Here is a 22,620-nt window from a genome sequence, read left to right on the forward strand (position 1 = left end):
TATATTATCTATGTTTACGGAACTATAAAACCCGAATTTTTAAGACTAAGCCCCAATGCTGAATTTGGTATCTTACCAACTATAATAGTTTCTGCTACAGGAATTTCATTTTTAATCTCTATATCATCATAAGCCATTGGAATCATAACCCTCACTTTAGTTTTAACTAAAATCATTATTATATGCCTAGTTTGGTTAATTCCAGCTCCTTCAAACTTTGATAAATATTTTGTTTCAACGTGTCCTATTTGCTGAGCTTTAATAGTTAACTCTGGTCCCATATACGATAATATATTATTCTTAAAGATATATCCTAATGGCATTTTAATGCCTACTTCTCCCAACTTGTTAATATCATACTGAGATTCTAGCGCTACATCACAAGCTAGCTTATTTAATATTATGGTATTTGCCTTCATCATAACTATATTGCCATCATTATCTTTATCTATTTCTATTATTTTATTATAGCTGTAATTTTGATTATATACTTTTGACATATTTACATTAACTATTTCGGTTATTTTCGACTTGATTTGCGAATCAGCTGTTTTAATTGCCACAGGTGTTATTAACTTATCAAATGCGTATATAACACTATTGAATAATACTAACATAAATGTTAATATTATTATAATAATTACTTTTGTCTTTTTACTAAAGATATATCCCACCTCTTTCCATATTTACGGTATATTTTTTTAAACAATTAAAAAAACTCCGTAATAATCAATTTTTTATTTAAAATAGCAGATAATTCTATGGAAGATTATTTAACTTTAGTTTATAATATGGTTAACTACATAAAAATATTATTTTAAAACTAAAATAGCATTCATATTTTAGAATACAGCAATTTGTTATTATAATAATGTGTGGTATAATTATTCAACATAGTTTAATACTTTTAAGGAGGAAGTTATGTCTGATAATACTAAGACTAACAGTAGAAATAAATCTGTTAAAAGAACAAAAAAAGTGAAGAAGAAAAAGAAGTTTGGCTTCTTTAAAAAATTGTTTACTATATTATTTTGCCTTTTTATTTTATTATCTGTTGCAGCTTCTGGAGTAATATTTGCAATAGTAAAAACATCTCCAAATTTAGATATAAATGGTACAATATTAAATTTAGATCAGCCTTCACAATTATATGATGATAACAATAACCCAATGGATACAGTTGTAACAAACCAAAGACGTTATGTTGTCAGTATAAAGGATATGCCTAAAAATTTATCAAACGCTTTTGTAAGCATTGAGGATGAACGTTTTTACAAACACAGTGGAATAGATACTAAAAGAATACTTGGTGCATTTTACAACGACATAAAATCAAAAATTCACAAACAAAATAGTATCCAAGGTGCATCAACCATAACGCAACAGCTCATAAAAAATAGAATGTTTTTAAACGATTCATTAGAAAATAGAATTTCATTTAAAAGAAAAATACAGGAAGCTTATTTATCCATAAAGCTTGAACAATCACTCAGCAAATCCCAGATACTGGAAGCGTATATGAATACAATTTTTCTTGGTGTTCAAGCTAACGGTGTAGAGGCAGCTTCACGACAATATTTTAATAAAAGTGCTAAGGATTTGAATTTAATTGAATGTGCCTTTATTGCAGGCCTTGCACAAAGTCCATCAGCATATTATCCTTTTTCGCAAAATGTAGCTAAAAATCCAAATATATATTTAGATAGAACAAAGCTAGTTTTGTATAAAATGAGACAAAATAACTATATAGATTTTTCAACTTATCAAAATGCTATAAATGACCTTAACAATAATAAATTAGCTTTTTCTCAGCAAAAGATTTCTAACAAGTATACCTATGAGTGGTTTTCTATACCTGTTGTAAACCAAGTAAAGCAAGATTTAAAATCTCAATATCATTATACTGATGAAGAAATAGATTCACTTCTTAGAGATGGTGGACTAAAAATATATACTACTATGAACACATCAATGGAATCAAATGTACAAAACATATTAGACAACAACAGCACATTAAAAAGCTATAGCTATGCAGATAAAAACGGTATTATTCAACCTGAAGCTGCTGCAACTTTATTTGATTATCACACAGGAGAAATAAAGGCTATTGTAGGTGGAAGAGGCCAACAACCACCTTCATCGTATAATAGAGCGGATTCAAGTAACTATTTACGTTCTGTAGGTTCTAGTATAAAACCTCTTACAGTTTATGCACCAGCAATAGATACTAAACTTGCGACAGAAGATACTATAGTTAATGATTCCCCACTTTCATCGGATGTTGCAGAAAAGTATGGGTCAAATGGGGTTCCATATAATCCTCATAACGATGATGGTGGTTATTCAGGTCCAGTAAATTTAAAGACAGCATTAACCAAGTCAATAAATCTTGTAGCAATAAAGTTAGAGGATAAATTAGGACTTTCAACAGGAGCAGCTTATGCTCAAAAATTTGGTCTTACTCTTAACAATGATGATAAGAGTAGTATTGCTGCATTATCTCTTGGTGAAATTAGAGGTTCAAATACAACTACTATGGCTGCCGCTTACGGTGTATTTGGAAATAACGGATTATATTCAGAACCTAGGCTATATAGAAAGGTAGTAGATAAAACTGGTAAGGTACTTCTGGAGAACAACTATTCAACTAGAAAGGTTATTTCACCACAATCTGCTTACATAATGTATGATTTATTAAAAGGTCCTGTAAGTGCAGGAGGTACTGGTAGTTATGCTAGATTTGGTGACATGCCGGTCGCTGGTAAAACAGGTACTGCATCTGATTCTAAAAATTTGTGGTTTTGCGGTTTGACTCCATATTATTCTGCTGCAGTATGGGTCGGAAATGACCAGCCAACTAAACTCAGTTTAGGAAGTAATGATGTTGCTGAAATATGGGGCGAAATTATGAAAATGGCAAATGTAAATTTAACTGTTAAAGATATCGATGCTCCTGGTGGGGTAACAAAAATTGGAGATTCATATTATATAGATGGTACTAGTCCATCTAATTTATCTGGGGATGATTCTTCATCTTCAACTGCTAGTAAACCTCAAACACCAACTACTAACACTCAAAATAATACGAACAATAATGTTGCTAATCCAAATAGTAACAATACAACTAATAGTAATACCAGTAACTCAACAGAGACACCAGCACAAAATACTCAGCAACCTACTCCTACACCAACACCTTCTACCAATAATACGCCTGGTAATACAAACACTAATACCAATACTAACAATAACACGAATACAAATACTAATACTAATAACAATAACACAAATAACTCAAGTTCTGGAAATAACAATCCACCAAATAATAACACAACAAATACTAATAAATAAAAAAACAGTATGTGCAACCAAAGATAAGGTTGCACATACTGTTTTTTATTTTAATTTTTATATACACTTCTCTCATTATAAACATTGATAAGTAATTTTATTGCATTAGTTAGTATAGGACACCCTTTATTAAAATCATCACATCCATCCATTTTTCCAGGATCACCTATTCCAATAATTACAGGTATTTGATTTGGGTTTATTGTGTTTACAGTGTCACCTATTATTACTTTATTATGTCTTGCATTTCCATATTTATCAACAGCACATTCTATCTTATTTCCACATTTATCTATAGAATAATCAACCTTTATGCCACTTCCTAATGTGTTAGAGGCTACGGCTATCATGCCAATTACTTTTATTTCTTGAGACTTAACAATATATTGTACTATTTCCTCTCCCTTTCCTCTGCCTATATCCCCTTTATCATCTACCATTACAATTACAGGATCTTTTTTTGCACATTTAATAAGTCTCAGCACCTCATCTCCTGTAATTTTACTTGGATTTCCACTAGAAATGGAAATGCATCTCCCATTTATATTACCTGCAGCCTTCTCCGCCGCTTTTTTAGCAATTTTATCTCCGTCAGTTATAATTATAACTCTATATTTCATATTAATTTTTCGTCTTAGAATTAAATAATAAAGCCATTAGATATCCAAAGAAAACTGCCCCGGTAATTCCAGCTGCTGTTCCCTTTATTCCCCCTGTAAACGCTCCTATAAGTCCTTTCTTATCAACTTCCGCTATGGTTGATTTTGCAAGTGAATATCCAAAACCCGGAAGTGGTACTGTTGCTCCAGCTTTACCATACTTAACAAGAATATCATATATATCAAGCGCACCGAGAATTACTCCAAGCGTAACAAGGGAAACTAGTATCATAGCTGGTGTAATTGAAAACTTATCCATAAGTATTTGCACAATAACACACATGGCTCCTCCAACTAAAAAAGATGCTATATAACTACTCATTTTTCATTCCTCCAAACTCTATAGAAACAGCATGTGCAATTCCTGGTATTGATTCACCTTGAAGATTTGAAGTTGTGCTCATAAGGGCTCCTGTAGAAATAAGTAATGCTTTCTTAATTTTCCCACTTAACATATTCTTATATATATATCCACAATCCACAACTGCCGAACATCCACATCCACTTCCTCCTGAATTTGTATCCTGTTCATCACAGTTAAAGATTTTCTCTCCGCAATCCATATAAATATTACTCATGTCATAGCCATATTCTTTTTTTAAGAGATCTTCGGTTATTTTCTTTCCTACTCTTCCAAGATCCCCCGTAGCTATAACATCATAATCCTGAGGAGTTCTACCTGTATCCTTAAAATGCTGTTTTATGGTATCTACCGCTGCAGGTGCCATTGCTTCTCCCATACTATCAGGACTTGTTATTCCATAATCTTTAACCTTACCAGCAGTTACAAACGTTATGTAGGGAAAATCACCTTGTCTTGCAAGAAGCATCGCACCTGCTCCCGTAACAGTCCACTGTGCATCAGGCTTTCTCTGACTTCCATATTCAAGTGGGTATCTAAATTGTCTCTCAGCCGCAGAAAAATGTGATGAGGTAGCTGCTATTGTATAGTCTGCAAAACCACCATCCATAATCATTGCTGCAATACTTAAAGACTCAGTCATTGTAGAACATGCTCCATATAATCCATAAAACGGTATTTTAGCATCTCTTGCCGCAAAACTTGAAGAAGTAATTTGATTCAAAAGATCACCTGCAAATAAATAATCTATATCATTTTCAGTTAGATTAGATTTTTTTATTACTTCTGTTATCACTGTGTAAAGCATATTGCTTTCTGCCTTTTCAAAACTTTCTTCTCCATTCATATCATCGCTTAATATAATATCGAAGTAATCTTTAAGCGGTCCTCTACCTTCTTTTGGACCAACCATTGATACTGCTGAAACTATTCTTGGTTTACTATCAATTCTCGCCGTTTGAGAACCTAATCTTTTTTTCAAATTAATCACCCTATTTCATTAGATTAATTAAATAATATATTACTCCCACAATTACTGAAGAGCTCAAACCGTATACTAATACAGGACCTGCTATTGTAAACATCTTGGCACTTACACCAAAAACAAATCCTTCTTTTTTAAATTCAATTGCAGGAGCAACTATAGAATTTGCAAAACCTGTTATCGGTACTATACTTCCTGCACCTGCAATATTTGCAATTTTGTCATATATTCCTATGCCAGTTAAAAATGCTCCTATAAATATAAGCATTGTAGATGTATACATACTTAAATCTGATTTTGCAACACCATACCTAGAAAAAATATCTGAAACGAGCTGACCCACATCACATATTATTCCTCCTACTATAAATGCGCTCAAACAATTTTTCACTGTATTGGGTTTAGGTTTTGCAGCCTTAGCCAGGTTATTAAAATCAGTTTTTATTTTTTCCTCTGGAACGTCCATGTAGTTCCCTCCCTAGATATTTTTATTACAAAATTAGTGTTTACATTTAACCTATTTTTTAAACAAAAAAATAGTATACACTTAATTGTGCATACTATTTGGTTAGTTTTTCCCTTATAGCCTTCAGTATTCTTTTCTCTATTCTTGAAACTTGTACCTGACTTATTCCCAGCATATTTGCGACCTGAGTTTGAGTTTTATCCTTGAAATATCTAAGCATTATTATTTGTTTTGACTTGTTATCTAAACTTTTTATAATTTGTTTAAGCACTATTTTATCTATAACGTCTGAATCTTCAGAATATGGGTCACTTAATTTATCTATTAAAAGAACAGGAGACCCATCATCTTGATGAACAACGTCATATAAGTACTGCATACTAGTAGTAGATTCTGTAGCCATTATTATTTCCTCTTTATCTATTCCTGAAAACTTAGATAACTCATCTATTGTAGGCTCTCTATTTAATTCTTTGACTAACTTTTCTCTATCATAGTGAAGTTGTCTTGCCGTACTTTTTACACTTCTACTAACTTTTATTATTCCGTCATCTCTCAAAAATCTTTTTATCTCCCCCATAATCATAGGAACAGCATAGGTAGAGAATTTAACTTTATAGTCAGAATTAAAATTATTAACAGCCTTTACGAGTCCCATACAACCTATTTGAAAAATATCGTCATATTCATAACCCCTATTTAAAAATTTTCTACTTATTGCTGATACTAGCGGAAGATTATTCTCAATAATTTTGTTTAAAGCTTCCTTATTACCTTCATGAACACTTTTTATCAATTTCTCGTTATCGTTATAATTAGGCTCTTCTTTTTTTAAAGTATTTTCTTTTCCCATAACATTAGCTTCCCCGCTGTTTCCCTCCTCATATTAATCTTCAATGAGAGCGAACTTTTTTTTCATTATTATTTTAGTTCCCTTTCCTTTTTCAGATTCAACTTTTATATTATCCATAAAGCTTTCCATAACCGTGAATCCCATACCAGATCTTTCTAAATCAGGTCTTGATGTATAAAGGGGTTCCATTGCCTTTTCTATGTTCTCTATCCCTATTCCTTCGTCCATAACCTCTATTGTCAGTTCCCTATCTTCTATCACTGCACATATTGTAACTACTCCTCCTTTATTTTCATATCCATGGATAATAGCATTTGTAACTGCTTCTGATACTGCCATTTTAACGTCATCAATTTCCTCTAAAGTGGGATCAAGCTCTGACGCAAAAGATGCTACAGTGACCCTTGCAAAACTTTCATTTTCAGATTTTGCTAAAAACTTTAGTTCCATTTTATTTTCTAACATTGAAATCCCCCCATTAAATACTTGTGACAGCTTTATCTAAACTGCCATAAATGTTTATTATCTTAAGCATTCCAGACAACTCAAAAATTCTTCTAACTGACTCTTTTGGTCCTACTACACATATACTACCGCCAGAAGAATTAAGTTTTTTATACCTTCCAATTACTACTCCAATTCCTGAGCTGTCCATAAATGTAACATTAGAAAAGTCTAAGATTACATTTTTATATCCTTTAAATTTTATATGATCATCTATTTTATTTCTTATCTCTTCTGAACTATGATGATCAAGTTCTCCAATTATAGAAACCACAAGCTTACCATTGATATCCTTAAAATCTAAATTCATAATTAATTCCCCCTGAAATTATAAATCAAATGCACTAAGTATTTATTCTATAAACTTATCCAATTTCCTTTTTTATACAATACTTTATATTTGTATTTTTTCCATTTTATATATTTTTATACATGTAATTATAAAAAAACCGGGATTTTATCTAGAATTTCCCGGAAATTTTTATATTATATTATTTATTATCTTGATTTCTCTTTCTGTAAAACCGAACTTTTCATAAAGCATCTCTTCCTTAAATTCATGTTCATAATTTAAAGGGGCTGGAATACATAATTTCATAAGTGTGTTAGGATAATACTCATATATGTTCTCTCCAAGCTTCTTGGCAAAGGTTTTAAAGTAAAATTCATAAGTTTTACTATTTAAAATATCTGTTAAATAATCATAAGTAAATATTGATTCATCATTAATTACAATACAATAAACATCCGCACTAAAATAACTTCCTTTATCTATAGCAAATCTGTTTTTGGAGGCTTTATATGGGAAAATAATTTTTTTTCCTTCAAATACCTGACTTTTTCTTCCCCATTGAAGCTGATACCATTTCCTTATTCCCTTTAAACATTCACGCCTCATTTGAAGCTTATATTTATATTCATTAATGTAATTTATGGCATTAGGATACTTAGATGGTTCATCAATAAAATCCGAATAAATTATGTACAAATCATTTTTATTAACATTATACTTTGTTACATTTTTATTCTTAATCCAAGTTCTTAGTATTTCTTTTTCTAAATTTTTTCTTAAAGCTGTTTCTTTGTCTACTATAAATGCTTTATCGCAGCCAGTAATAATACCTTGATAGCTTTTACAAATGCTTCCCAATGTAGCCATGCTATTTTTCTCAATTTTATTAATTATATCTATTTCTTCATCTTTTCTTAATATCCATCGCTTACTGTCTAAAGCTTTTATATTAATGTAAAACTTATCAATTCCTTCATTTGTTCCATTAAAAAGTGAATAATAGAACTCATCTTTTCTATTATTTTTCATAATCTTGGGTTTTATTATCTCTATACTTTTCCTATCCCCAATTCCCCTTTCAAGAAAAATCATTACAGTATCTATTCCTGCCTTTTTAAATGGCCTTATACCATAAAAATCAACAATTTTATATAAAGAACACTTTTCAACTAAAATTCTTCTAAGTTCCTCTCCGCTCTGGGACTCCAAAAAATATCTTGAAGTTATGAATCCAAGTTTTCCATCAATCTTTAAACAAAGTATAGATTTTTCAAAAAAGCAATATGATATATCCGCTTTATCCTTGTAAGATGGGTACATTGTCTTTAGTATTGCTGAATATTCCTTATTTATTGACTTTAGTCCAACATATGGTGGATTGCTTAAAAATATATCATACTTAATTCCTATCTCATCCAGTAAGAAATCTTTACACAAAAAATTACTTGAAAAACACTTTGATTCACAAAACAAATCTATAGTAAGCACTTTTATTGCATTTAAATCCACATCATACCCAAATAAGTTATTTTTAATTATATGGTAGTTTATATTTTCTTCTCTAAGTTCTAATTTATTTATATTATTTATCTTATCTAAATTTTTTATATATATATTTCTTAAATAAATAAAGCATGGTATTATTATATTCCCACATCCACATGCAGGATCTACTATTTTTAAAAATGGATTCTTTATTATATCTTCTTCACTAATAGTACTATCTATTATGTAGTTTGATATTTTAAGAGGAGTATATACCACTCCTCTTTCTTTTTTCATCGATACAAAATTATAGTATTTCTCGGAAAAACTATAATTCACATCCAAATCTTTTCTGAACTTATTTATATATTTTAATTTTGTTTCTATATCCCCTGATTTTTTTATTTCATTGTATATATCATCTATTTTTTTAAAAAAATCCGCTAACATATTTTCTCCAATTCTAATTATAAATAGCTCTATATATTCGAATATACTTCACTTAATATTTTATCTTTCCATTCTTTACTATCTAAAAGTAAATCTCTGCAAGTTTTTTCAAGTCTTGCTTTTAACTCCTTATCCTCTATAGATCCTATGTTTATCTTTATATTCAATATTGATGTTTCAATAGCTGCTTCAGCCATTATTGCAGCTGCCCCAGCATCTGTTATAAGATTTTTATTTCCTAACTTTGCTGAAATCCAAATCAATTCAAAAAGTTCACGTGCATTATTGGCTACATCTTCTGGTACTTTTGCTGCAAATTTTGAAGCTTCTTGTATACATTTATGCCTATATGCTTTTTCTTCTTCTGTACTTTGGGGAAGTTTGTAACTATTTATTATTTTTGAGAAAGCCTCCGCATCTTTATCTATACCACATAAGAAATAATCCTTAAGCTTGTCTGATTTTTCTAGACTGCTATTGATTAATTTTTTAGTTTCTTTATCATAATTTTCATAAACTTTTTTTCCTACGGTAAAGTTAAACACCATACAATTAAGCGCTGCTGAAAGTGCTGCTGAAAGTGCTGCCGCTCCACCGCCGCCAGGAGTTGGTTTTTCCGATGCAAGTTCTTTTATAAATTCCTCTATAGATATATCCTGTAACATAAATTCCCTCCAATAGTTTATAGCATTTCTATAATTCTTTGCACTTATTAGAAAACTATAATTTTTATTTTAACTTATATTTTATCATGTTTTCTAAATAATAAAAGCATAAATTATGTATGAGAGCAAGAATTTAACCTAAGTTCTTGCTCTCATATTAATTATTTCATAACAAGATGCTTTTTTTCAGAGTATGGCATACTCCAGTAATTTCTGTATATATGATTTTCAATATCCTTTGGTTCATAATGTGCTTTAGATTCTCCTACTTCGCCTACAGGTGTTATTGCAACAACTGAATATTTATCTGGTATTCTAAGCTCATCTTTCATACGTTTCTCATCAAAGGAAGCAATCCAGCAGGTTCCATAGCCTTCATTTGCAGCTGCTAAAACAAAATGTTCCATAGCAATTGCACTATCAACTAAATAATATTCTTTTCCATTTATATGACCAGATTCAGTTGTATCTCCCACAATAGCAACTACCATAGGAGCATCCTTTACAGAATTTTTAGCATCCTCATCACTATTTATAATGAAATTCGCAATTGCATCTTTTTTTCTTTCGTCATCCACAATAACAAAACTATATGATGTTTTGTTTTTCCATGATGGTGACATCATAGCAGCATTAAGCATATTATCAAGCTTTGGAGCCGCTATTGGTGTGTTTTTAAACTTTTTTGTACTTGTTCTTGTTTTTATTACTTGATAGAAATCCATAAAATCACACTCCTTTCAGTATATTTTGTGTAAAAGAAATATCTTTATGTATTTTTTTATTTAATTTATTTTTAATATAAAATAAGATTTCTAAGCTCCTATTAACTTAGAAATCCCTAAATAATTTTTACTTTACATAACTTTTAACATCTATAACATCTATTGATTCCTTATTACTTTTAAAGCCACCAAGTATATATTTAAATAAAGTTAAAGGCTCTTTTCGTATAACAATTCTTCCAAAGGCTTCTATAAATATATAAATTGCAAAAATAATTTTTTGATACCATTTAGAATTTCTTCTAACAAATATAACTCTATTTCTATTTAAGTAAGCATAGGAAAGACTTCCAAATTTATTTATAGTGGCTGATCCTTTGTGATATACTTTGCTTTCATATATACACATAATTTTATAGCCAGCATTTATAGCTCTAGTGCAAAACTCCGTTTCTTCAAAGAAAAGAAAGTAATTTTCAGGGATTAAGCCTATTTTCTCAAATACTTCTGATTTTACTAAAAAACAAGCCCCTTCAAGATAATCTACAAAAATATCTTTTTTTTCAATTTCGTTGTAATTTTTCCCCTTAAAGTATCTTCTTGCAGCTGCAAAGTATAAATTTATATGTGCTCCCATTCCCTGAATAATTTCTCTTCTATAATAATCACATATACAAGACCCTACTATTCCGACATCCTCTTTTTCAATTATCTTATCAACTAATTTATTTAAAAAATCTTTTTCTACAACAACATCATTATTCAATATACATATGTAATCCGCACCATTTTCAAGAGCATACTTTATACCTATGTTATTTCCATTTGCATAACCTAAATTTTCCTTAGACTTTATTATATTGTATGAAGGCAAGCTTTCTTTTAATTTAACATATGAATCATCAGTAGAAGAATTGTCCACTAAAACTAACTCGTAATTATCATAATCTATATTTCCAATACTCTTAACGCACTCCAAAGTGTCCTCATAAGCATTATAATTAAGGATTATTATATATATTTTAGGATTTCTAATCATCTATTTCCTTACCTCTTATTTCAATTATCTTTGTATACAAAATTTCCGTAATTTTATTCCAACTGTATTTCCCTTTAACAATTTTTTCAGTTTCTTTTCCTTTGTTCTCAAGATTATTGCCTTGCATTATTCCGCAGAGAACATCAGTAAGGGCCTTTGAATCTTTAAAAGGAATTATTTTTCCATTACTATTCTTTATTATTTCAGATGCTATTCCCACATCAGTAGAAACAATAACATCTCCAAAGGCTCCAGCTTCGATTAAAGAAAAGCCGAAGCTTTCATACTCAGATGTCAAACAAAATATTTTAGCCTTTTTATACTCATTAAATAATAATGTTCTGTCATATATAGGGCCTTTAAATTCTATATACTTCTTTGCATCAGTATACTTAGAAAAAAATTCAGTTATATAATTCTTAAAACTTTCCTCAATAGGTCCTATAAAAACTAACTTCCAATTAGCTCTAATGTTTTTATCAATGTTTTCAAATGCCTCCATTAAAGTATTCATTGACTTTTCAGGACTTCCTATTCTCCCTACTGTTATAACTACATTTTCTTTATCTTTATAGTTTATATCTTCCTTAAATATAGGATTATCAAAATCAAGTCCATTAGATACGTTTAAAAGCTTATCTTTGTATTTAAAAAGACTTTTTTTTAACTTTTTAAATATTTCTTCCTGTTCTACTCCTATTATATCTACCCTTTTCAAATATGAATTCAAAATAATCTTTTCAATTAACTTTAGATTTTCAAGCTTTAAAACTAAAGCATTAGAGCAGTCTAGCTTTAAAAATATAGTACCTCTTCTATTAAAAAACTTATATAAGAAGGCATACACTACAGACTTAAGTGTAACATGAAATATTTGAAGTACATCTATATTTTTAGCTTCCTTTTTTAAATATTTAAATACATTTACAAAATGACTATGCTTTTTCTCTATAAAATTTATCTTTAATCCCTTTACTTCACTTTCAAGATAATCATACTTGTCATTATTATAGCATGCTATGAATGAATCCACATTGTGAAGTCTGTTAAGTTTGTAGGCGATCATACCCACATCCTTTACTAAATGTACATTCTTAGCCTCAGGATAAAGCACACAATATTTCATAAAATCAACTCTTTCTCACAGCAAATTTTTTTATATCCTCTATAGTAAAATATTTAAATAAAATCACAAAAGTTACATAGCAAAGTGCACTTAGAACTATATTAAAAATAATATTTACGTTATAATATTTTAAAGTACACGTTATTATTCCCATGCCAATACACGGAATTGATATTTTTAAAAACAGAGTATACTTTGAAACTTTAATTATTTTGTCCGAATAGTATTTCATAATCAAAATTGTAATAACTTCAGATAACACTGTAATAATGGCCGCTACATTCATACCAAACTTGGGTGTAAGAAGCAAATTTATAATTAAGTTAAACAAGGAAGAAATTACTACTGCTCTTAAATATTTTTTTTCCATGTTCCATGCATTTAAACCATATGCATATATCTCTCTAATGAATAATATTAAACTATATATTAAAAGTATTGAAAAAGGCATATATGCACTTTCATATGCTTTTCCAAATAGGAGTATTATTATCTCTTTAGATAGAATAATTCCACCTAAAACTATAGGAACAATTACAGCTATAATTACCTTGGAAACATTTTTAATTAGTCCATGCAGAGAAGCCATATTTTTTTCATTAAAGTAACTTATCATAAGAGGAAATACAACTCCAAATATTATAGTAACTATATTGGTTAAAAAGGATATGACGTAATATGCAGAGGCATATATACCTGCCATTGAACTTCCCCAGGAAAATCTTATTACAATTCTATCAACATTAACATTTATTGTAGCAAGAACTCCTGCCAGTAAAAATGGCCACCCGTATAAAGAGTATTTTTTTATTTCATCAAAGCTTATTTTAAAGTTGATTTTTAATTTTTCACGAAAGAAATATATATAAAACTGATAAATTGTTGCAACTGCAAGTCCTAAAACTGTAAAAACAGCATAATAGTTAACCTGTGATGGATTTTTCAAGAATAATACTATTAAAACAAACGGTATTAGACTTTTAATAATGTTGTATAAAGCATTATATTTCATCTCCTGAAGTCCATTATACACCCAGTCTATACACAATGCATTCGTCAGCAAAGTTAAGCTATACAAAACTAGAAGCCAAGCTATACTTCTTGAGTTAAATGACAGCACTAAAGCCAATATTAATATAACAATGAAACTAAAGCCAAAAACAATTATTCTAAAAAGCGTTATCTCACCAACTATATCTTTAATATTTTCCTTATTTTTAGAAATCTCTCTTGTACCATAGGTTTGAAGTCCAAAAAGCACCACAATAGAAAAATATAATGTGATTGCCTGAACAGTTGTTATATCTCCGAAACCAGATTTACCTAAAACATGAGCAGCATATGTTCCTGTAAAAAAGGTTAAAAATTGTGATACAAGTGTAGAAAATCCCATTGAAAAGAAATTTTTTGCTACTTTATTCATAAAAACCATCCTTATGTATGATGAAACCACTTAACCTTCTCACTTAATATATAAGGGAGTTAAGTGGTTTTATATTTTATATACTTTTTACTATTTTATTAGACTACATTTGAAGTAAGTCTATATATTCTTTTAGAGACTCTTTCCACTCTCTTGTAATATCACCTGTTGTAAGTTCTAACATATAGTTTCTAAGTACTGAATATTTTGGTCTTTTAGCTGGTCTTGGAAATTCTTCAGTAGTACATGGAGTTACCTTTACATCAATTCCTGTAAGTCTGAATATCTCTACAGCAAAATCATACCAAGAACATATTCCTTTACATGTACAATGAAATGTTCCATAATTTTTTTCGTCTATTACTTTGAGAACTACTCTAGCTAAATCAACTGTACTTGTAGGTGTTCCAACCTGGTCATGCACAACTTTTAATTCATCATGAGTTTTGCCTAAATTTATCATGGTTTTTACAAAATTATTTCCATCTCCATAAAGCCACGCTGTTCTAACTATGTAATATTTAGGATTTAATGCTTTTACAAAGTTTTCTCCTTCAAGCTTTGTTTTTCCATAAGCTGATTGAGGATTCACTTCATCAAATTCTGTTATAGGTTCCTTCGCCTCTCCATCAAAAACATAATCTGTTGAAATCTGAACAATTTCAGCTCCAACACTGTATGCTGCTGCTGCAAGATTTTTAGGTCCTATAGCATTTATTTTATAAGCTAAATCATACTGTTCCTCACATTTATCAACTGCTGTATGTGCTGCACAATTAATTACCACATTTGGTTTCTTTTCATTAAAAAATTTATTTACAGCTAAAACATTAGTTATATCTAAATCTTGTACATCTGTAGGTATAACCTCTACATTTTTTCCTTTTAGCTGTTTTTGAATTTCTCTTCCTAATTGTCCATTTGCTCCTGTTATAAGTATTTTCATATGCTAAACCCTCCATATTAATTTATGAGTCTTTTAAACTCTTCTAAACTATAATTGTTACTTATATAAATCCTCTTAAGTTCATAATTCCCATCTGCCTTTGAAGCAAAACCTTCTTTAGTACATGCTGCAAGCCTATAACCAAGCTTATGCGCTATATCTATAGTATCTCTATTATACTTTCCGAATGGATAAGCTAAATAATATTCCTTCTTATGTAAAATTTCTTCAAGCCTTTCCTTTGAACGTTTTAATTCATCATACTGTCTATCATATGATAAAAAAGAAAGCTTAGAGTGACTTGCTGCATGAGACTCTACATCTACATTATTTTTCGAAAGTTCTATTATTTCTTTATCAGACAGATAGGGACATGTATTTATTAAATCTGTTATTGCAAATACAGTTGCTTTAAATCCAAATTCTTTAAGCACAGGATATGCATTTACATAATTATCTTCATATCCATCATCAAAAGTTATTAATATTGGCTTTATAGAAAATGGTTTTTTATTATTTATGAAGTCATAAAGTTCATCAAAACTTATAGGTGTATATCCACTCTGCTTTACTATATCCATTTCGCCTTTAAACTTTTCTTTTGACACCTTAAGTTCATCACCTTTACCGTCTTCAATCCAATGATACATTAAAATTGGTATCTTCATGGTATTACTTTGGTCTTCATAAATTTTGAGTTCTCTTTGCTTTTTAGCAATTTCTTGTTTTTTTAAATCTTTACTCTTCTTTACAGCAGATAATCCTTTAGCATAATTAGCTTTTTTTTCATTATAGTTAAAAAAACTAAAGCCGACTATAGATGCTAAAAAGATTATAATCATAAAAACTGTAATATACTTTTTTTTCTTCTCCATAATACATAGCATTTAGTGAACTGTCACTAAACTAATTCATCACCTTTCTCACTAACTACTATGTATTATGTATTAATTTTCACTAAAATATACATTTAACCTAAGCTTCTATATTTAGAGTATATGCCTATTATTTTCAAGTCATCAAAAAACACTCTCTTAAATATTTTTTTAGGCTGTCTAAACATTCTATAGAACCATTCAAGACCAGATTTTTGCATCCATAAAGGTGCTCTTTTTAAAGTTCCAGCTTCTATATCTATAGATGCTCCTATAGCTAGTGCTACCGGTACCTTAAGTTCATCTCTATACTGTGCTACAAACTTTTCCTGTTTTGGAGCACTTACTCCTACAGCTAATATATCTGGCTTTATATCATTTATCATTTCTATAATATACTTTATTTCTTCTGGCTTTTTTTCAAAACCAAAGCTTGGAGAATAAGTTCCTGCAACTTTAAGACCTTTATATTTAGCTTTAAGATTTTCTCCTGCCTTATGAGCAACTCCCTCTGCTGCTCCAAGTATAAATACTGTATACTCCTTTTCTGCTGCAAGCTTACATACTCTTGGAAACAAATCAGAGCCAGATACCTTCTCCTTTACAGGGGTTTTAAGCCACTTAGATATCCAAACTAAAGGCATGCCATCTGTCAAAATTAAATCTGCATTTTCGTAAACCTTTTTGAATTCTTCATCCTTTTCAAGTCTTACAATATGATCTACATTAGGAGTAACCACATAGTGATATTTTCCATCTTTTATAAATCCATCTATTATTTCTATTGCCTCTTTCATATTAACATTATCTACATTTGTATTTAAAAACTTCATTCTGTACTTTGTCAAACCTATCCTGCCATAAACTTTGGCAGTTCACCTCCCTTTATAAACCAAAACTAATGCCTATCTCCTATTGCAACAAACATCCAGAAAAATGAAGTGATTGATGGAACAAATAGAAGGTTATCTGAGAAATTCATAAACAAAAATGCACTGGTAGATGCAATAAAACCTAAATAAAATGCCTTCTTTATCTTAATATCAGTCTTTTTGTATGTGTTATAAAGTTTCAAAAACACATTTACAATAGTGGCCACAAAGAATATTCCTCCAAAGATACCAAGTTCGGATTCTATCTTCAAATAAGAGTTATGAACAGGAAATCTTGAATAGTCAGCATATCTAAGCTCAGGATACTGTTTCACATAAGCATCGTAATTAGCGATATAATTACCATTTCCAACTCCCGATAATGGATGATCTTTTATCATCTTTAAGGCTGTCTTCCAAAGCTTTATTCTCGCATCATTTAAGTTCTTATTATCTATAGATCTAAGTCTACTTGTAACCTGCGGAAGAAACATAGAAGCTCCCCCTAAAACTATTATTGGTAAAATTAGTTTTATACTGTAGATTAATGCTAATACACAAAAGCCTAGTGCTAACCCCATATAGGAATTTCTTGATCCTGTTAATGCAGCATTATATACAATAAGCACGGAAAGTATACTATAAAATGCTTTCTTCTTTAAATTTTTTTCAAAAAATGCAAACATGACAATGGGGAAAATTGATAAAATCATAAATGCCGCTAAGGTATTAGGATTTCCAAAAACAGCGGCAACCCTTACCATTGTTACTCCATTAACTTTGTAATCATATTGGTGCGGAATGCCCATTCCTGTTATCTTTTGAAATATTCCAATGATGCTAATTAAAGTAACAGAAGCTACAAAGCTTGTAACAAAACCCTTAAAATGTTTTTCTTCTCTATAACTTAAAGATAAAATTATGTACAGCCCTATGTAGCAAAAAAATCTTAAAGATTCCTCTAGCGCAAGAGGTTTTTCCTTCGCATAAGTAACAGAAATCATCATAACAATGAATAAAAGTATCAAGCAAAATAATGTTTTGTCACCAAGCATTATATAAAAACATTCCTTCAGTTTTTGTCTATTTCTTAATATCTCCACCAAAAATAGAACAAAAATTACTAGAAGTAATATATCACTTACCGTAATATTATTATGTATCTTCACATTATAAGGAATCAGTGGATTTAAAAATATAAACAGACATATAAATAAATAATTAATTTTCTTAATGCTATCATTCATAAAAGACTACTCTCTCCCTTTCAAAGTATTTACATCAAACCCTAAACCTATTTTTATAGTATTAAAATATATCTTTATTACTGATAACGTATATTTATCCCTTTTAAAAGGAATCAAAATAATATTACCAAGCATTCTAAGGGTAAGTCCTATAACAAGATTAATCCTAACTAATACTTCCTTTAACTTGCCGTGATTTTTTCTAAAATATTTTATCATACTTTTGTATCTTTCATAAAAAGTTATATCCTTGATTTTGTCGCTGCTTGCCCTATATAGTGTATTATCTCTCCATTCGGATAATACACAGCTTTAAATCCAGCCTTATTTGCTTGATAACAAAAATCAATTTCTTCATAGTACATAAAATATCTCTCATCAAGCATTCCTATTTTATCTATAACATTCCTTCTTACAAGAAGTGCCGCTCCAACAAGTACTTGTACCTCACGTGGCTCATCTATACTTTTAAAATTCATCATATACTGCTCTACATCCTTAGAACCTATCTTGCCTGACATAGCAACAATTATTTTCTTTAAGATGGGAATCTTAAGAATGTTTTTTAATTTATATATGTGATAAAACTCTCTTTTGAAGCTTGGAAACCCTGACACAGAAGTTTGATGGGACATATCCCTATTTAAAAGCTTTGGACCTAGAAGTCCAACATCTTTGTTCTCATCCATGTAATTAACCATTTTTTCTATAACATCTTTTAATAACACTGTATCAGTATTAAGTAAAAATATGTATTTTCCACTACTTTCCTTTATCGCAAGATTATTCGCATAAGCAAATCCACCATTAATTTTACTCTCTATAAGCTTAACCCATGGAAACTCATTTTTTATCATAGTAACACTGTCATCCTTTGAATTATTATCTGTTACTATAACTTCATATTTAACATTTTTCACCGTCGACTTTATTGAATTAAGACAGTTTCTCAAAAACTCCTCTGTGTTATAATTTGCTATAATTATTGAAATATCCAATACACTCATCCCTTCTAACCTTTTGATCCAACTCTATTCTTAGGTAGAATGGCAAGCTTTATTAACGCTATAAATAGTAGGAATTTAACCCCCAGCCAAACAATTGAATCAAGAAATATATTGCCCTTATTATTCTTCTTATAAAAAATCCACATAGCTCTATAAAATTCGTATGTAGCCTTATGACTAAGCTGCTTACTACTTTCACCCTTATAATGAATTATAGTTCCAACAGGACAGTATCTTACAATATATCCTGCCTTCCTTGCCCTAAGACACCAATCCATCTCTTCTCCATACATAAAGAATGTTTCATCTAAGTATCCTATTTTATCTATTACTTCTTTTTTTATCATTAAATATGATCCTGAAACTGAATCCACATCTATAAATTCATCTGCTGATGCATATGTTAAGTTGTATCTTGTAAACTTTTTATTGTTTTTAAATATTTTACTTAATCCAAAAATCTTATAAAAGGCATCCTTAGGCGTTGGAATCATTCTTCTACACGCAAGCTGAAGTGTACCGTCAGGATTTAAAACCTTGCATCCAGCAACCCCAACTTTATCATCTTTCATAAGACATTTATAAGTTTCACCAATTACATTTCCATTTACAACTGTATCAGGATTCAAAAGAAGAACAGCCCTACCCTTGCTTACTTCTATAGCCTTATTATTACCAGCAGCAAATCCACAATTTACTTTACTCTCTATAAAAGTAAAATCTTCTTTTCCAGTGAATTTTTCTTTTATAAATTCTGCGCTATTATCTGTAGATTTATTGTCTACCAAGATCACCTCAAATTTAATTTCCTTTGTATTCTCATATATAGAATTAATGCATTCTTCTAAAAATCTTTTTGCATTGTAATTTAATATTATCACGCTTAAATCATACTCTACCATATACTTTCTCCTAACTGTAGACATCTAAAACTAAAGTTCATTTAATAACATAGTAAATTATAGCATAAATCATTATGTTATTGTACATACAATTAAACTATAAAACTTATTCAACTATTCTAATAAAATTATATACTTTTTATCATAATATACATGAATTTAGTTTAAATGATAATATATTAATTTTCAAGCTGCACCTTAACTCTTATTTAGCCTCAAATTTCACTTCACTTACAATTGAATTCTTTTTATTCTTTATTATGCCAACTTTTAAAACCAGCTTACTTATCCGAAATATACATATTAAATATTTACATAAAATTTTTAATCAAGTATAATGTTTATTGATATAATTATACTCAATTTTGTGATATACACTTTAGGAAAGGTTGTTTTTTATGATCAAACTCAAGAACTTAATGAATAAAATTATTAAATTTAGATATTTAATAGCCTTTATTATTTTTATTCTTTGCGTTGCTTCAGATTTCAATTTTAGCTCTTTGCCTGCATGGGAAACATATGTTCCACAAAATAATAATATTTCTTCTAAAACACTTGGCAAAATTAGGTACATAAGAACTGATGAATGGTTTGTTCAAACCCCATTTTATATGGCACAAGCTATGAACAAAAATCATTATCCAGTTAATAATAATAATATTGGCGTATCCGGTCAAAACATGATTTTAAATTATAATGCTCCAGTACTTGATATTACAGTACTATCGAAACCATTTAACTGGGGTTTTTTGCTTTTAGGTAAAGGTTATGGTTTATCATGGTATTGGTTCTCTAAATTATTGTTACTAATTTTACTTTCATATGAAATTTGTTACATAATAACAAAAGGTAATAAGCCAATATCCGTGCTTGGAAGTCTTTGGATAACATTTTCTCCTGCTGTACAATGGTGGTTTATGCAGCATATAGGCGATTTGGTGTTTTATTTTGAAGCTATTATTGTTACCTATTACTATTTTTTAAAAAATCTAACCACAAAATTCAAAAAAATATTCTTTGCATTTGCATTTTCCTTAAGTTGCATAGGTTTTACTCTTGTAATATATCCTGCTGTTCAAGTCCCACTTTTTTATCTAGGAATAATATTTATGGTTATTCTTTTTATGAATTTGAAAAAAGATTTAACATTTAAAATTAGTGACATATTAATTATTATTCTTAGCTTCGGATTTATAGCCTTTAATCTAATTCATTTTTATCTAATTTCAGAAGGATCGTTAAAGATTTTATTGAATACAGCTTATCCTGGTAAAAGAGTAAGCACGGGTGGGGATTTACCTTGGTATGTGCTAAATATTTTTCTAATAAATCCATTCCTCCCATTTAAAGATTCAACTTACAAGAACAATTGTGAAGTCAGCAACTTGTATAATTTTTTCTTTCCACTAATATTTTGTGTGCCACTTTTAGTAAAAAACAAATTAAAACTTAAAATTAAAGATTTAAAGTTTGGAATTTGTCTAATTGCATTTGCTCTTATTCAAATTTTCTTTATGTTTTTTAAGATACCAACTTTTTTATCAAAAATTACATTGTTCTCGTATGTTACTGGTGAACGTCTTTTAGTTGTATATGCTTTAACGTCTGTTTATCTAAGCATATGGGCACTAGCTTTAATTTCTAAGAAGAAACCTTTTACACCAATATTCTCATTAATTGTAAGTGCAATAACTACATTAATATATTATATTACAATTTTTCATTCTCCATTTAGAATATATGTTACTCCTATATACTATTATTTAATACTAGCTATATTTTTCATTTTAAGTTTTCTATTGGTATATGGTAAAAAAACTTATTTTACTATTATAATGGCTATTATGATAATAGTAACTGGCATAACTGTAAATCCTTTAACAAAAGGTGTTAATTCCTTGTATAATAATAATTTATCAAAAAACATTATCTCAATATCACAAAGTAACCCAAGTGCTAATTGGATATCTGTAGATAATACTGGCGGTATTATGGGAGCCTTTATATATGCTAATGGAGGAAAATGTCTAGATGGTGTAAATTTTTATCCTGATCTAAAAAAATGGAAATTACTTGATCCTAAACACCGTAACAACCTTATATATAATCGCTATTCACATTTTTCTTTTAATTTAACCGACAAAAAAACATCATTTAAATTATTAGCTCCTGATAATATAGAGGTAATTTTGGATATTAATGATTTAAAGAAATTAAAAGTAAAATTTATTCTAGCACAATCTAGTTTAGATAACTATGCAAACTCTAATGTTGTTTTTGACAAAATATATCAAGATAGAGTAAATAATTACATAATATATAAAGTAATTTATAAATAAAAAATCTATTTACTTGAATTTATTGCAATTTTATTTTAAAATAAA

Annotated in this window: 23 protein-coding genes; 2 read left to right on the forward strand and 21 right to left on the reverse strand. The window is 29.3% G+C overall.

Annotation, left to right across the window (positions count from 1 at the left end):
• Window positions 1–14 precede the first annotated feature (14 nt).
• Complete coding sequence (yunB, locus tag CA_RS11800; protein ID WP_010965597.1) at window positions 15–674, reverse strand: sporulation protein YunB; 660 nt, start codon at window positions 672–674, stop codon at window positions 15–17.
• Window positions 675–921: 247 nt separating this feature from the next.
• Here yunB and CA_RS11805 point away from each other — a divergent pair, with 247 nt between their 5' ends.
• On the forward strand, window positions 922–3,351 hold the full coding sequence (locus tag CA_RS11805; protein WP_010965598.1) for a penicillin-binding protein 1A: 2,430 nt from the start codon (window positions 922–924) through the stop codon (window positions 3,349–3,351).
• Between the two features lie 50 nt (window positions 3,352–3,401).
• Here the strand turns inward: CA_RS11805 and CA_RS11810 are convergent, their stop codons facing one another.
• The 20 genes from CA_RS11810 to CA_RS11900 all read right to left on the reverse strand — a co-directional run bounded on the left by CA_RS11810 (window position 3,402) and on the right by CA_RS11900 (window position 20,233).
• Window positions 3,402–3,971 carry a stage V sporulation protein AE gene (locus tag CA_RS11810; RefSeq protein ID WP_010965599.1) on the reverse strand — a complete coding sequence of 190 codons (570 nt, stop codon included), beginning with the start codon at window positions 3,969–3,971 and terminating at the stop codon, window positions 3,402–3,404.
• 1 nt (window position 3,972) lies between these two features.
• On the reverse strand, window positions 3,973–4,332 hold the full coding sequence (gene spoVAE, locus CA_RS11815) for a stage V sporulation protein AE (RefSeq protein WP_010965600.1): 360 nt from the start codon (window positions 4,330–4,332) through the stop codon (window positions 3,973–3,975).
• A complete protein-coding gene (gene spoVAD / locus CA_RS11820) occupies window positions 4,325–5,353 on the reverse strand; it encodes a stage V sporulation protein AD (RefSeq protein ID WP_010965601.1) in 1,029 nt (342 codons plus the stop codon). Before spoVAD ends, spoVAE begins: the two co-directional genes overlap by 8 nt.
• 10 nt (window positions 5,354–5,363) lie before the next feature.
• Window positions 5,364–5,822 carry a stage V sporulation protein AC gene (gene spoVAC, locus CA_RS11825; protein ID WP_010965602.1) on the reverse strand — a complete coding sequence of 153 codons (459 nt, stop codon included), beginning with the start codon at window positions 5,820–5,822 and terminating at the stop codon, window positions 5,364–5,366.
• A gap of 94 nt (window positions 5,823–5,916) precedes the next feature.
• Window positions 5,917–6,675: an RNA polymerase sporulation sigma factor SigF gene (gene sigF / locus CA_RS11830; protein WP_010965603.1), complete on the reverse strand. Its 759-nt coding sequence runs from the start codon at window positions 6,673–6,675 to the stop codon at window positions 5,917–5,919.
• A gap of 33 nt (window positions 6,676–6,708) precedes the next feature.
• Window positions 6,709–7,140 carry an anti-sigma F factor gene (gene spoIIAB / locus CA_RS11835; RefSeq protein WP_010965604.1) on the reverse strand — a complete coding sequence of 144 codons (432 nt, stop codon included), beginning with the start codon at window positions 7,138–7,140 and terminating at the stop codon, window positions 6,709–6,711.
• A 13-nt stretch (window positions 7,141–7,153) separates the two neighbouring features.
• The gene (gene spoIIAA / locus CA_RS11840; protein WP_010965605.1) at window positions 7,154–7,489 is read right to left on the reverse strand and encodes an anti-sigma F factor antagonist; all 336 of its coding nucleotides are present in this window, start codon (window positions 7,487–7,489) and stop codon (window positions 7,154–7,156) included.
• Between the two features lie 171 nt (window positions 7,490–7,660).
• Entirely contained in the window at window positions 7,661–9,406 is a 1,746-nt protein-coding gene (locus CA_RS11845) for a class I SAM-dependent DNA methyltransferase (protein WP_010965606.1), read from the reverse strand.
• Between the two features lie 29 nt (window positions 9,407–9,435).
• Entirely contained in the window at window positions 9,436–10,071 is a 636-nt protein-coding gene (locus tag CA_RS11850) for a cyclodeaminase/cyclohydrolase family protein (RefSeq protein ID WP_010965607.1), read from the reverse strand.
• Window positions 10,072–10,232: 161 nt separating this feature from the next.
• The gene (locus tag CA_RS11855) at window positions 10,233–10,796 is read right to left on the reverse strand and encodes a nitroreductase family protein (protein ID WP_010965608.1); all 564 of its coding nucleotides are present in this window, start codon (window positions 10,794–10,796) and stop codon (window positions 10,233–10,235) included.
• 127 nt (window positions 10,797–10,923) lie between these two features.
• A complete protein-coding gene (locus CA_RS11860; RefSeq protein WP_010965609.1) occupies window positions 10,924–11,835 on the reverse strand; it encodes a glycosyltransferase family 2 protein in 912 nt (303 codons plus the stop codon).
• On the reverse strand, window positions 11,828–12,961 hold the full coding sequence (locus CA_RS11865; RefSeq protein WP_010965610.1) for a glycosyltransferase: 1,134 nt from the start codon (window positions 12,959–12,961) through the stop codon (window positions 11,828–11,830). The genes CA_RS11860 and CA_RS11865 overlap by 8 nt, the downstream gene beginning before the upstream one ends.
• 4 nt (window positions 12,962–12,965) lie before the next feature.
• A complete protein-coding gene (locus tag CA_RS11870) occupies window positions 12,966–14,384 on the reverse strand; it encodes a flippase (protein WP_010965611.1) in 1,419 nt (472 codons plus the stop codon).
• Between the two features lie 103 nt (window positions 14,385–14,487).
• Complete coding sequence (rfbD, locus tag CA_RS11875) at window positions 14,488–15,330, reverse strand: dTDP-4-dehydrorhamnose reductase (protein WP_010965612.1); 843 nt, start codon at window positions 15,328–15,330, stop codon at window positions 14,488–14,490.
• A 17-nt stretch (window positions 15,331–15,347) separates the two neighbouring features.
• Window positions 15,348–16,205, reverse strand: a complete 858-nt coding sequence (locus tag CA_RS11880) for a polysaccharide deacetylase family protein (RefSeq protein WP_241393086.1) — start codon at window positions 16,203–16,205, stop codon at window positions 15,348–15,350.
• Between the two features lie 95 nt (window positions 16,206–16,300).
• Entirely contained in the window at window positions 16,301–17,053 is a 753-nt protein-coding gene (locus CA_RS11885) for a WecB/TagA/CpsF family glycosyltransferase (protein WP_010965614.1), read from the reverse strand.
• A 50-nt stretch (window positions 17,054–17,103) separates the two neighbouring features.
• Window positions 17,104–18,324 carry an O-antigen ligase family protein gene (locus CA_RS11890; RefSeq protein WP_010965615.1) on the reverse strand — a complete coding sequence of 407 codons (1,221 nt, stop codon included), beginning with the start codon at window positions 18,322–18,324 and terminating at the stop codon, window positions 17,104–17,106.
• A gap of 6 nt (window positions 18,325–18,330) precedes the next feature.
• Window positions 18,331–18,543 carry a hypothetical protein gene (locus tag CA_RS20255; protein ID WP_010965616.1) on the reverse strand — a complete coding sequence of 71 codons (213 nt, stop codon included), beginning with the start codon at window positions 18,541–18,543 and terminating at the stop codon, window positions 18,331–18,333.
• Window positions 18,544–18,566: 23 nt separating this feature from the next.
• Window positions 18,567–19,322 carry a glycosyltransferase family 2 protein gene (locus CA_RS11895; RefSeq protein ID WP_242663026.1) on the reverse strand — a complete coding sequence of 252 codons (756 nt, stop codon included), beginning with the start codon at window positions 19,320–19,322 and terminating at the stop codon, window positions 18,567–18,569.
• A gap of 14 nt (window positions 19,323–19,336) precedes the next feature.
• The gene (locus tag CA_RS11900; RefSeq protein ID WP_010965618.1) at window positions 19,337–20,233 is read right to left on the reverse strand and encodes a glycosyltransferase family 2 protein; all 897 of its coding nucleotides are present in this window, start codon (window positions 20,231–20,233) and stop codon (window positions 19,337–19,339) included.
• Window positions 20,234–20,631: 398 nt separating this feature from the next.
• Here CA_RS11900 and CA_RS11910 point away from each other — a divergent pair, with 398 nt between their 5' ends.
• The gene (locus tag CA_RS11910; RefSeq protein ID WP_010965620.1) at window positions 20,632–22,575 is read left to right on the forward strand and encodes a DUF7657 domain-containing protein; all 1,944 of its coding nucleotides are present in this window, start codon (window positions 20,632–20,634) and stop codon (window positions 22,573–22,575) included.
• Window positions 22,576–22,620: the final 45 nt, after the last annotated feature.

It is taken from the genome of Clostridium acetobutylicum ATCC 824 (genome assembly GCF_000008765.1).
Lineage (GTDB): Bacteria > Bacillota > Clostridia > Clostridiales > Clostridiaceae > Clostridium_S > Clostridium_S acetobutylicum.